The following is an 11,882-nucleotide window of genomic DNA, read 5'->3' as shown; positions in this document are numbered from 1 at the left end:
TCGCCTCGGGGTCGGGGCCGTCGTCCGCGAAGGGGCCGATCCCGGCCGCGTACGCCCCGCCCACGGCGAGGGCGGCCACCACCGCCACCGCGACGAGCGCCTTGACCACCGCCCGGCGCGGGCGGCGGCGGCCGGGACCGGGGCCGGTCCGGGTGAAGTCGACTTGGGTGTCCATGCGCCGAGAACAGCAGGACGGTGGGCCCTCCGTCCAAGACGCGGATGGATCATGGGCCGATTAACACTCGATATGATGACCGGCCCTGGACCTGGTGCGGCACCTGGAGCGCCGCGCACCCACCGGAAGGGCCGCGGCAGACGCACCTCCGGCGTTGCCACGCGTGTGAAGGAGACCGTGTCGCCTTCCCCGCGCCCTCGGGCGGGGTCCGCGGTGGAACGTGGCGACGTGGCCGAACTCCAGAACGCGAGCAGGGCGGCGGTCAGTCGGCCGGTCTGAGGCGGATCATGAACGGCTGGGCTCCGGCCAGGCGGACCCGTTGGACGTGGACGGGGGTCAGCCGGTGGCGCAGGGCGGCGGTCAGGGCGGCCGGGTCGGGCAGCAGCAGGACCGCCGTGCCGTCGGGTGCGAGGACCCGGCGCACCTCCGCCCACCAGCGGGACGGCTCCTCGGCGAGCACACCGCCGGGCCGGACCTGTGCGCCCCACGGCGGGTTGCACAGCACCCGGTCGGCGAAGCCGTCGGGCACGGGAAGCCGTCCGGCGTCCGAGCGGCGCACCGTGACCGGCAGGCCCCTGGCGTTGGCGCGGGCCGCGGCCACCGCGTCGGGCGAGAGGTCGAAGCCGTGGCAGTGGACGCCGGGCCGGGTGAGGGCCGCCTCGATCAGCAGGGTGCCCGCGCCGCAGCACGGGTCGAGGACGGTGTGCCCCGGGCGCAGTTCCGCGAGCGCGGCCAGGGCGGCGGCCACCGGCGGATGCAGAGTGCCGGGGACGGTCCGGTGCTTGTACGGGCGGCGGTGCGCGGGCCGTTCGTCGATGCGCGCCATGAGCGTGGCGTGGCCGCCGTCCAGGGTGAGCCGCCATCCCCAGCTGCCCGGCGGGGGCGCATCGCCGGTGCGACGCGAGTGGTACGGAAGAGACATGCGCCGGGACAGAGCCTCGCCCACGGCGTCCTCGGCGTCGTAGCGGCTGAAGGTGCGGCGGCCGAGGAACGACGCGGAGACGTCGATGCCGGTGGGCCGGTCCGCGGCCCGCGTCAGGGCACGGCGCCGGGACAGCAGGCGGGCGGGATCCGCGCGGTCGGCCAGGCCGGCGAGCGCGGGCAGGTCGGGCTTGGTGCGGCCGGGGTCGGCTCCCTGCGCCGCGAGCAGGAAGACGTCGTCGGCGGTGCGCGGCCGGGGCGCACAGGCAGGGGCGGTCGGTGCGAAGTAGACCGCGCGGTGGTGCAGCGCGGTGACGGTGCCGAGCCCCCGGTCGAGGATCTCGGCGGCGAGGACGGACTCCAGGCCACGGACGCAGCGCGCCACGAGAGACGGGTGCATGGTGATCGTGCTTCTCCCACGTCAGGACTCGGGGCAGCGCACACCGCTGCCCCGCCTCGCCGGCGACGGGAGCTCCGCGAATCGCCGACGGCGTCCTAGCGGAGGCGGAAGAAGTACGTCATGGGCGCCACTCTAGGGGCGGGGGCCCGCCGGGCGCTCGCGCTTTTATTGGCGTGCGGCTTTGACGTGCGACCGGTTCGTGGGCGGCTGTTCGCGGGGCGGCCTGTTCCTGGGCGGCTCGTTCACGGGGCCGGCTTGTTCGCGGGGCGGACTGTTCCTGGGCGCTCGCTCACGGGGCGGCTCGTTCACAGGGCGGCCTGTTCCTGGGGCGGACTGTCCGTATGCGGCCTGTCTGGCGGGGGCGCCCTTTTCGCGGACGGCCTGTTCGCGGGGGCGGCCTGTTCGCAAAGCGGCCTGTACATGCCGCCTGTTTCGTGGGGCGCCCTTGCTCGCGCGCGGCTCATTCGCGTGCAGCCACCCCCTGCGGCTCCCGCAGATCCCCGGTGGCCGCGGTGATCCGCAGTGCCTCCACCAGCTCGCGGTACAGGGTGTCGGTGGCGAGCAGTTCCTCGTGTCGTCCGCTTGCCCGGACGCGGCCCGCCTCCATCACCACGATGGTGTCCGCGTCGATCACCGTGGACAGCCGGTGGGCGATGGTGACGACGGCCCCGCAGGCGGCGCGGGCGCGGATGCAGTCCTGGACGGCGGTCTCGGTCAGACCGTCGAGCTGCGCGGTCGCCTCGTCGAGCAGCAGCACGTCCGGGCTGCGCAGCAGGGCGCGGGCCAGGGCGATCCGCTGACGTTCGCCGCCCGAGACGACGGTGCCGGACAGGGGAGTGTCCAGACCCTCCTCCAGGCTGTCGGCCTTCTCGGCCAGCCGCACGTCCGCGAGGACCTGGCGCAGCTCCGCCTCGGTGGCGTCCGGGCGGGCGAGCAGGAGGTTGTCGCGGATGGTGCCGGGGACGATGGGGGTGTCCTGCTCGACGTACGCGAGCCGGGACCGTATCGCGTCGTGGGTGAGGTCCCGGTACGGGCGGCCGTCGAGGAGGAGCCGGCCGTCGGTCGGTTCCAGGAAGCGCAGGATGAGGGAGAACAGGGTGGTCTTGCCCGCCCCGGAGGGGCCGACGATCGCGAGGTGCCCGCGCGCCGGGACGGCGAGGTCGATCCCGCGCACGGCCGGTTCGGCATCGGGCCCGTAGGCGGCGGTCACGCCGCGCAGTTCCAGGACGGGGGCGGAGGCGCGGGGCGCGGGGTCACGCAGGGCCGGCAGGGCGGTGCTCGCGTCCGGCGCGGCATCACGTTCCGGACCTGCCTGCTCCACCGGCATCTCCTCCGTCTCCCGGATACGCTCCGCCGCCGCCATGCCGGACTGAAGCGTGGTGACGTTCTGGCTGAGCTCGCTGATCGGTTCCATCAGCCCGAACGCGTAGAGCAGGAACGCGATGAGACCGGAGACCTCCAGCTGCCCCTCGCTCACCCGCCACGCGCCCACGGCGAGCACCAGGATGATCGCCAGGTGGGTGCCGGACAGCGAGATCGTCCAGGCGAGCGCCTCCCGTCGCACCGCGCGCACCCCGAAGTCGGCGGACGTGCGCGCGTCGGCGACGATCCGTTCGGCGGTACGGTCCTCGGCCCGGCCGGCCTTCACCGTACGGATCGCCCGCAGCGTGCCCTCCAAGGTCCCGCCGAGCCGCCCGAGATGCTCCTGGGCCCGCCGCTGCGCCACCGCGATGCCGGGCATCAGCAGGGCGAACAGGACGCCGATCAGGGCGACGGCCGCCGCGGTGGTGCCCAGCAGCACCAGGTCGAGCACGCCCATCAGCACGAGCGTCCCGACGAGCATCACGGTGGCGTTGATCAGGCCGACGAAGGCGCCGGTGGCGGCCTCGTGCAGCAGCACCGTGTCGGAGGTGACGCGGGTGACCAGCTCGCCGGGCGGGCGGCGGGTCACCGCCGGGACGGTGGCCCGCAGGAAGCGGCGCACCATCGACTCGCGGGCGCGCAGCACCACCTTCTCGCCCAGCACCCCGAGCAGCACCCACTGCCAGTAGGTCACGGCGCCGCCGATCACGAGCAGCACCAGCAGCGCCACCACCGGCCCGCGCAGGGAGGCCGAATCGCCGAGCGCGTCCAGCACCCACTTGGTGACCATCGGCGTGGCCAGGCCCAGCGCGGACCCCACCAGGGCCAGGAGCAGCGCGAGGACCAGCGCACCGCGGTGCGGACGGGCGAAGGACCACAGGATCCGCAGGCGGGGCAGAGCGGGTGTACGGGGGGTGGCTTCGGGAACACTCATGATGTCAAGTGGAACAGTGATGTTCCATAAGGGTCAAGCGAATTTCATCCCGGAACGGGGCGCTACCGTATGCGCATGGTTGAACGGCAAACCGCCGAGAGCGGCACGCGCGCGCGGACCCGGCGGGCGATCCTGGACGCCGCGGTCGCCCTGCTCTCGGCCACCCCGACGGCGTCACTGGGCGACGTCGCATCCGCCGCCGGCGTCGGACGGACCACCGTCCACCGCTACTTCCCGGAACGGTCCGACCTGCTCGCGGCCATCGGCACGGACCTCCTCGACAAGGTCGCCGCCGCCACCGAGCGCGCCCGGCTCCAGGACGGGCCGGCGGACCGGGCCCTGGAACGGCTGTGCCAGGAGTACTTCGAACTGGGCGACGCGCTCACCCTGATCTTCGACAACCCCCAGCTGATGAACTGGTCCGGCTGGGAGGAGGAGACCCCGGCCGACCGGGAGGTGCTGCGCACCCTCGAACGCGGGCAGGCGGAGGGCCGCGTCGACGCCGAGGCGGACGCACAGTGGCTGCTGAGCGTGCTGTGGGCGCTGCTGTACTCGGCGTGGGAGCAGAGCCGCACGGCCGGCATCTCCAAGCACACCGCGCTGAGCCTGTGCCTGCACACCCTGCGCAAGGCGTTCGCCCCCTGAAGCCCCCTGAGGCACCGCCTCGAGACGCGGGAAGGCCGGGGCCGGGCCCCGAGCTGCACACGTGGGGACGCGACGGCCCGTCCCGGCCTTCCCTCTGGCCGCAATCTGTCACGCCCCGGACCCTGGCGCGCGCCGACCGGGTCCGAACGGGGTCGCACCCGACCCCTCTCGGACATTCCGGGCGCTTTATCTCATTTCCTCGGCGATAATCGGAGCATGAGCACGGCAACGTATGAACTACTGGCCGTAAGTCAGCATCAGCTGAACGTCTTCGCCGCCTTCCTCGGCGGGCTGGTCGTGGCCCTCGCGTTGATCTGGGCGGTACGGGTCGGCATGCGGGTCATGGACAAGGACGTGCACCATCCGAGCCCCGAGGAACAGCCGAAGCTGCCGGACGGTGGCCCGGTCCACGAGGAGCGGGAGATACGCGAGCCGGACGAGGTGGTCCCCGAGGACGGCCGACGGCTCATGCCGTACGAGATCCACCAGGCCGGCACCCGGACGGGCAAGGACCAGACCCGCAAGCGCTGGCAGCCCGGCTCCAGCGGCGGCTTCGGCAGCGGAGGCCCGGGCCACGTGTGATCCCGGGCCACGCCTGATCCCGGGCCACGCCTGAACCCGCGCCCCGAACCGTGATCCCGGGCCCCGAACCGCCGGAACCCCCACACCGGAGGACCACATGCCCCTGCATCCCACCCGTCGGCGCGCACGGCTCGGGCGGGCCGTGGGGGTGCTGATCCCCGCTGCCCTGCTGGCCGGCGTGACGGCCGGCTGCACCGACGACGAGAAGCCTCCGCCGCCGCCCGCCTCCTCGCTCGCCTCCCGGGCCACCGAGGGCTGGGCCTCGGCGACGGCGGAAGCGGGGCGCAGGTTCGACGAGTTCACGCAGGGCTTCGACGTCAAGGACGACATCCGCGTCGCCTCCCCCACCACCGCCTCCGACGGCCGCACCACCGCCGAGCTCACCGTGCGCAACACCACCGACTCCACCAGGTCCTTCCTGGTCGAGGTGCACTTCACCGACCCGGACGACAGGCTGCTCGACGTCACCTTCCTCACCGTGGACGACGTACCGGCCGGCGAGTCCGCGCAGGCCACCGCCCGCAGCACGCACGACCTCAGCGGCGAGGTCCGCGCGAAGGTGGAGCGGGCGGTGCGCTACTGAGCGCCTGTCGGCCGGTGCACTACTGAGCGCCTGTCGGCCGGTGCGCTACCGAGCCGCCGCCGGCGCGTCCGTCACGGTGATCTGGATCTGCTCGCTCGTCGCGCTCACGCCGTTCAGCGTGGCGACGGCCTGGAGGCGGTTGCCGCCGGGCGGGAGGGCCGGGCCCGGTACGCAGCTCCAGTGGCCGTCGGCCTCGGCGGACGTGCTGCACACCTCGGCCTCCTCCTGGTCCAGCACGGTGATCTGCGCGCCCGGGTGGGCCGTACCGCCGATCTCCGGCCGCGGGCCGAGCGGGACGCCGGGCTCGGGGCGGGTGAGGACCGGTTCGGCGAGCCCCACGGTCACCTGGCAGGCGCCGGACGCCCGCAGTGCGCCCCGCGCGTCGGTCAGCCGCAGCGTGCAGCCGCTCAGCCGGGTTCCCGGCACCGCGTCGACCGGCATCGCCAGCACGAAGGGGAAGGTGCCCGCGGGCCCCGGCGGCCGGGCGGACGTACCGGCCGCGGTGTACGCCGCGTCGCGTCCGTCGGCGGCGAGCGTGGCGGTGAAGCCGGCGGCACCGAGCGGGAGTCCCGTCACCCGGGTCCCGGCCGGGGCCGTCAGCGTGAGCGTGGCACCGGCGCCGGGGTCCGAGCCGGTGGGACCGGCCACCTCCAGGACGCCCTCACGTCCCGGCGGGATCGTCACGGAGCCCCACAGCACGGAGTCGTCCCGGCCGTCGACCGCGGCGGCGGACGGCCCGGAGAGCAGCCCCGCACCCACGAGGACCCCGGCCGCGACCAGCCCGGCGGCTGCTGTCTTGCTGGACGTCTTCATCGTCGACGGGCTCCCGGGACGTAGGGCCAAGGCATACGGACGACTCCGCACCCACCCCCGACGCGATTCTCACCGCCCGCCCACCCGGACGGAGCCCGCTACTGGACCGCCCGGGTGACGTCCCGGCAAAAGCCGGCAGTCATCCATAGCCGAAGAAGGATCCCCTGCCCCGGCCACCCGAAAAGCGACCGGCCGGGGCAGGGGCATCGCTCAGCGGCCCAGCCACGCCGTGGTGTCCGGGCCCAGGCGGCCGTCCTCCAGGGGGGTGCTGGTCAGCAGGACCTCGCCGGCCGGGAGGCTGACGGGTGTGCCGGACAGGTTGGTGACACAGCGCCAGCCGTCGCCGCGGTCGAACTGGAGCACACCCGGCGGGGTGTCCTGCGCCCAGCGCAGCGTCTCGCCGTCCAGCAGCTTGCGGCGCAGCCTGAGCGCCCTGCGGTAGAGCTCCAGGGTCGAGCCCTCCACTCCGTCCTGCGCCTCGACGGCGTACGCGGCGAAGGCGGGCGGCTGCGGCAGCCAGGCACCGCCCGGGCCGAAGCCGTACGACGGTCCCGTGGTCGTCCACGGCAGCGGCACCCGGCAGCCGTCGCGGCCCTTGCGGACGCGCCCCGTCTGCTCCCAGATCGGGTCCTGGAGGACCTCCGTGGGCAGATCGGCGACCTCGGGCAGGCCCAGCTCCTCGCCCTGGTAGACGTACGCCGAGCCGGGCAGCGCCAGCATCAGCAGCGTCGCCGCGCGGGCCCGGCGCAGACCGGCGTCCGGGTCGACCTCGGGGGCGTGGCCGCCGGACAGCAGCCAGGCGTTCTCGTCGGTGCCCGGCGGGAGGATCAGGCGGGAGGCATGGCGGACGACGTCGTGGTTGGACAGCACCCAGGTCGCCGAGGCGCCGGCCGCGTGCGCCGTCTCGAGCGAGTCGGTGATGACGTGGCGCAGCGCCTCCGCGTCCCACGGCGTCTGGAGGTACTCGAAGTTGAAGGCCTGGCCCAGTTCGTCCGGGCGGGCGTACAGGGCGCGGCGGGCGCCCGGCACCCAGGCCTCGGCGACGGCCATGCGGGGCGGGGAGTAGTCGTCGAGGATCTTGCGCCAGTCGCGGTAGATCTCGTGCACGTCGTCCCGGTCGTAGAACGGGTGGGTGCCGGGCGGGAAGTCGGCGAGCGCGCTCTCCCGGCTCAGCTCGGGCGCGCCGAGGTCGCGCAGCGGCTCGTCGAGGTCCTTGGTGAGGGCGTGCGCGACGTCGACGCGGAAGCCGTCCACACCCCGGTCGGACCAGAACCGCAGGGTGGTGCGGAAGTCGGCGCGGACCTCCTGGTTGGCCCAGTTGAGGTCGGGCTGCTCGGCGGCGAACAGATGCAGGTACCACTGCCCGTCGGGCACCCGCTTCCAGGCGCTGCCGCCGAAGACGGACTGCCAGTCGGTCGGCGGCAGCTCGCCCCGCTCGCCGCGCCCGTCGCGGAAGACGTAGCGGTCGCGGGCGGGGGAGCCGGGTCCTGAGCGCAGCGCCTCCTGGAACCAGACGTGCTGGTGGGAGGTGTGGTTGGGGACGATGTCGACGATGACCTTCAGGCCGAGGCGATGGGCCTCGCCGACCAGCGCGTCGAAGTCGTCGAGCGTGCCGAGGCGGGGGTCCACGTCGCGCGGGTCGGCGACGTCGTAGCCGCCGTCGGCCAGCTCGGACGGGTAGAACGGGCTCAGCCACAGGGCGTCGACGCCGAGCGCGGCGAGATGGGTCAGGCGCCGGGTGATGCCGCGCAGGTCGCCCAGTCCGTCGCCGTCGGCGTCGGCGAAGCTGCGGGGATACACCTGGTAGACGACGGCCTGGCGCCACCAGTCGGGGTCACGGGAGGAGAGGTCGGGCGTGGCGTCGGGTGCGGGTCGGTGCGGCCGGGGGCCGTGCGGGAGGGTGCGATCGGTCACGCGGTCTCCTCTGGGTGCGTGCGGGTGACAGCGGAAATCTGTCCACACCGCAGTAAAAGTGAACACACGGCCCGAGAGGTGCCATTCCCACTCGGTGTCGGCCGCGTCCGTGTGCGGGCTTGTCGTTCCCCGCTGTCGTGTCCAGCGGCCGGCTGGGTATCTGGACCGGGACGCGGACCGGCGGTCATCCGGCGGCCGGAGCCCCGCCTTCCACCGTCGACAGGTACAGCTTCACGTAGCGCTCGACGTCCACGTCCAGGGCCACGTCCACCAGGGGCTGCTCGCGCGTGCCCTCGTGCAGTTCGGACTCGCCGATGCGGGCCCGGCGGTCCACCACCGTCATGCCGCGGGTCGGTCCGGGCGCCAGGCACACCTCGACGGGCAGCCGGTACGTCGTCAGCCCCTCCGGCTCGGCGACGGCGCACACCGCGCCCGCGTCGCCGAGACCTCCGGCGTCCTCCTGCGGGTCGTCCGGGCGGCTGCCCGGGGTGGCCGGGCGGTGGGCGAGCAGCTCACCGGCCAGCCGGACGCCCGGTTCCGCGCTCGCCCGCAGCCGCCGTACCTCGGCGCCTGGCACGACCACCCGGGTGAACACGTCCAGGCCGTACATCGTGATCGGCACGTCCGCGGTGAGCAGGATCGCCGCCGCCTCCGGGTCGTGCCAGACGTTGAACTCGGCGACCGGCGAGGCGTTCCCGGTGCCCGCCGCGCCGCCCATGAACACGATCCGCTCGATGTTCCGGGTGACCTCGGGGTGGGTGCGCAGCAGCAGCGCGATGTTGGTGAGCGGGGCGGTGGGGACGAGGGTGACCGGGCGCGGGGAGGCGAGGATCTCCCGGCGCAGCAGCGTCACCGCGTCCACGTCGGCCGGCGTGCGCTGCGGGGCGGGCAGACCGAGGTCGCCCATGCCGTCGTGCCCGTGGACGTGCCGCGCGGACCGCGGCGCCTCGATCAGCGGCCGCTCGGCACCCCGGGCGACGGGGATGCCGGGCGCACCGGCCTGCTCCAGCACGGTGAGCGTGTTGCGGACGACGCCGTCCACGTCGGTGTTCCCGGCGACACAGGTCACCGCGCGCAGGTCGATCGCGGGGTGCCGGACGGCGAACAGGAGGGCGAGGGCGTCGTCGACGCCGGTGTCGCAGTCGATGATCACGGGGGTGGGCCGGGGGTCGGTCACGAGGGCTCCTTCATCGCTGCGGGGCCGTTGCGACGACCTTACGCGGCAGGGGGAGGGGCGTGAGGTTGTGTGGGCGGCTGCGGGTGGTGCGTGGTTGCTCGCGCAGTTCCCCGCGCCCCTTTCAGGTAGGTCCACTGCACGTACCTCAAGGGGCGCGGGGAACTGCGCGACCAGCCACAGGCGACCCGCAGCCGCCCACGAAACAGAACCCACCGAGCTCCTGCGCACCCCAACACCCTCGGACACTCACCCACTCGGACCGCCACGCTGGTCCGGCGGCCGGCCCAGTGGTGCCGTAGGAGCACGCAGCACCCGATCTCGCCCCGCCCGTCCCCAGGAGGCCCCGCGATGACCCCTGCCCCGGCCACCGCCACCCGCGCCGCACTCGCCTCCGCCCTCTCCCTCACCGCCCTGCTGACCACCGCCGCCTGCACCGCCGACGACCGCGTCAGGTCCGGGCTCCCCGCCGGCGTGGAACAGGAGGCCACCGCCTCCGCCTCCACCGCCGCCCCCGCGGCCGAGCAGCCCTCCACCGCACCCCCCGCCGGTCTCACCGAAGCGCAACTGCGGGCCGCGCTGATCACGGAGATGGACCTGGGCGAACCGTGGGTGCCGACCCGGGGCGTGGCGACCTGGCGGGACGGTCTGCTCAAGGCCCAGGTCGAGGACGAGAAGGAGGACGCGCCCTGCCGGCGGCTGCTGGACGCGCTCTACACGGAGGAACTCTTCGGCGCCCCGGCCGGACCGCGCGCCGTCGTCACGCTCGACGACGCCTACAACGGCAGCCAGCTGCGCTATCAGGTCGCCTCGTACCGCCCCGAGGACGTGGACCGCACGCTGCAGTGGATGCGGACCCTGCCGGACACCTGCGGGGAGTTCACGGCGAGGACGGCACGGGCGGGAGAGCAGGGCGTCGAGGTGGAGGAGCTGGAGCTGCCCGACGCGGGGGACGCGCGGGCGGCGCTGCGGGTCACCATGACCGGCGAGACGGCCGACGGGGAGCCGACGTATCTGACCGTGGACCTCGCCGCCGTGCGGGTCGGCGAGGACACGATCACCCTGACCAACGGCGGCTACGGCGAGATCGCCCCGGAGGTGTCCCAGGGGGTCGTGGAACTCGGCGCGGAACGGCTGACGGAGATCCGCCGCCAGGGCCGGCTCGAGGTCTGACCATCCGGCACGCGCACCTTCACCGACTCACGCCATACGCTCCACGGCCTCCTTCGCCTCGACGAGCCCGGCGCCGGTGACCTCCCGGTACACCTTGATCGCCTGAACCTTCCTGCCCTCCCGCAGAAGCCCGGCGATCTCGTCCCCCCTCGGCAGTTCCTCGTGCAGCCCCAGATGGTCGAGGACCAGGTCGAGTTTCCGCTCGACGCGGGCGATACGGCGTTCGGTGCGGGAGAGGTTGCTCTGGAGGGTCGCGATGCTGAAGATCGCTCCACACACGAGAAGAAGCGCTGCTATGTCCATGACCAGCATCTTCAGGCAGCGCAGGGCCATGTGACGGACGCGGCACGCCCTCAGCTCGTGTCGATGTCGAAACGCCGGCGGTGGGCCACCACGTCCCGGGCGACATCGAGGGCGGTGCGGCCGTGGGCGAAGGCGTCGCCGCGCAGCCGGGCCATGGCCTCGTCCGCGCCGACACCGAGCTGGGCCATGATCATGCCGACGGCCTGGTAGATCTTGTCGTGCTCGGCGGCGAGGCCGCTCAGCCAGGGTTCGCCGCCCTGGAGTTCGTACTCCTCGCCGTGCGGCAGCGCCATCAGCGCGACGGTCATCACGCCGGCCACGAGCCGGGCCACGCTCAGCTGGTCGTCGCTGAGGGTGCCGGGGGAGTCGCGGTACAGGTCGAGGGTGCCGACGCAGACGGCGTCGCTGCCGAGGGGGAGCGCGTAGACGGCCCGGACGCCCGCGGCGAGGGCCTGCTGGACGAAGACGGGCCAGCGGTCGGTGTGCGGTGGGGCGGCGATGTCGCGGGCGAGCACGGGGGCGCCGGTCTCCAGCACCCAGCGGCAGGGTCCGTCGCCGAGGGTGGCCTGGAGCTGGGCCAGGTAAGCGGCGTGCGCGCTGCTCGCGCAGAGCTGCACCGGCATGCCGTCGCTGCGCAGCGACACGCTCGCGCCGTCCACGGGGAGCAGATCGACGGCGACCGTGCACAAGCGCGCGGGCACCTCACCCGGCGGGGCACCCCGCACGCCCTCGGCGATCACCTCGGCCGCCTGTTCGTACCCCCGGCCACCGGGACCCCGGGCGCGGCCCGGACCGGGATCGCCATCAGGGTCGTCCCTGGACCGCAAGGCCACCGCCTCCTCACCAAGCCGGGCCGAACCGCCCCCCGACTACCCTCCTCCCACCCCCTCGAAACAGCCCCCC

Annotated in this window: 11 protein-coding genes; 4 read left to right on the top strand and 7 right to left on the bottom strand. The window is 74.0% G+C overall.

Annotation, left to right across the window (positions count from 1 at the left end; translation table 11 throughout):
• Positions 1–437 precede the first annotated feature (437 nt).
• Together N4P33_RS25520 and N4P33_RS25515 are read right to left on the bottom strand one after the other, a co-directional pair.
• On the bottom strand, positions 438–1,496 hold the full coding sequence (locus tag N4P33_RS25520) for a methyltransferase domain-containing protein (RefSeq protein ID WP_260829091.1): 1,059 nt from the start codon (positions 1,494–1,496) through the stop codon (positions 438–440).
• 460 nt (positions 1,497–1,956) lie between these two features.
• On the bottom strand, positions 1,957–3,792 hold the full coding sequence (locus N4P33_RS25515; protein WP_260829090.1) for an ABC transporter ATP-binding protein: 1,836 nt from the start codon (positions 3,790–3,792) through the stop codon (positions 1,957–1,959).
• Between the two features lie 75 nt (positions 3,793–3,867).
• Between N4P33_RS25515 and N4P33_RS25510 the strand changes: the two genes are divergently transcribed.
• The 3 genes from N4P33_RS25510 (at position 3,868) to N4P33_RS25500 (ending at position 5,602) form a co-directional block, all read left to right on the top strand.
• Positions 3,868–4,437, top strand: coding sequence for a TetR/AcrR family transcriptional regulator (locus tag N4P33_RS25510; protein WP_260829089.1), 570 nt, complete (start codon positions 3,868–3,870; stop codon positions 4,435–4,437).
• Between the two features lie 216 nt (positions 4,438–4,653).
• Complete coding sequence (locus N4P33_RS25505) at positions 4,654–5,019, top strand: DUF6479 family protein (RefSeq protein WP_260829088.1); 366 nt, start codon at positions 4,654–4,656, stop codon at positions 5,017–5,019.
• Positions 5,020–5,116: 97 nt separating this feature from the next.
• Positions 5,117–5,602, top strand: coding sequence for a hypothetical protein (locus tag N4P33_RS25500; protein ID WP_260829087.1), 486 nt, complete (start codon positions 5,117–5,119; stop codon positions 5,600–5,602).
• Positions 5,603–5,647: 45 nt separating this feature from the next.
• On the opposite strand, the gene N4P33_RS25495 is transcribed toward N4P33_RS25500, so the two are convergent.
• From N4P33_RS25495 to N4P33_RS25485, 3 genes are all read right to left on the bottom strand, one after another.
• Positions 5,648–6,415 (bottom strand): carboxypeptidase regulatory-like domain-containing protein, encoded by a 768-nt coding sequence (locus N4P33_RS25495; protein ID WP_260829086.1) that lies wholly within the window; start codon positions 6,413–6,415, stop codon positions 5,648–5,650.
• Between the two features lie 210 nt (positions 6,416–6,625).
• Positions 6,626–8,329, bottom strand: coding sequence for a glycoside hydrolase family 13 protein (locus tag N4P33_RS25490; RefSeq protein WP_260829085.1), 1,704 nt, complete (start codon positions 8,327–8,329; stop codon positions 6,626–6,628).
• A gap of 184 nt (positions 8,330–8,513) precedes the next feature.
• A complete protein-coding gene (locus tag N4P33_RS25485; protein WP_260829084.1) occupies positions 8,514–9,506 on the bottom strand; it encodes a nucleoside hydrolase in 993 nt (330 codons plus the stop codon).
• A 348-nt stretch (positions 9,507–9,854) separates the two neighbouring features.
• Here N4P33_RS25485 and N4P33_RS25480 point away from each other — a divergent pair, with 348 nt between their 5' ends.
• Positions 9,855–10,676 carry a hypothetical protein gene (locus tag N4P33_RS25480; RefSeq protein ID WP_260829083.1) on the top strand — a complete coding sequence of 274 codons (822 nt, stop codon included), beginning with the start codon at positions 9,855–9,857 and terminating at the stop codon, positions 10,674–10,676.
• A gap of 27 nt (positions 10,677–10,703) precedes the next feature.
• On the opposite strand, the gene N4P33_RS25475 is transcribed toward N4P33_RS25480, so the two are convergent.
• Together N4P33_RS25475 and N4P33_RS25470 are read right to left on the bottom strand one after the other, a co-directional pair.
• Positions 10,704–10,979 (bottom strand): ribosomal protein L7/L12, encoded by a 276-nt coding sequence (locus N4P33_RS25475; protein ID WP_260829082.1) that lies wholly within the window; start codon positions 10,977–10,979, stop codon positions 10,704–10,706.
• 50 nt (positions 10,980–11,029) lie between these two features.
• A complete protein-coding gene (locus N4P33_RS25470; protein WP_260829081.1) occupies positions 11,030–11,812 on the bottom strand; it encodes a GAF and ANTAR domain-containing protein in 783 nt (260 codons plus the stop codon).
• Positions 11,813–11,882: the final 70 nt, after the last annotated feature.

Origin of the sequence: Streptomyces sp. 15-116A (genome assembly GCF_025290915.1) — a bacterium.
In the GTDB taxonomy this organism is placed as follows: domain Bacteria; phylum Actinomycetota; class Actinomycetes; order Streptomycetales; family Streptomycetaceae; genus Streptomyces.
Note: the sequence above shows the minus strand (reverse complement) of the source record. Positions and strands in the feature narration are given on the sequence as shown.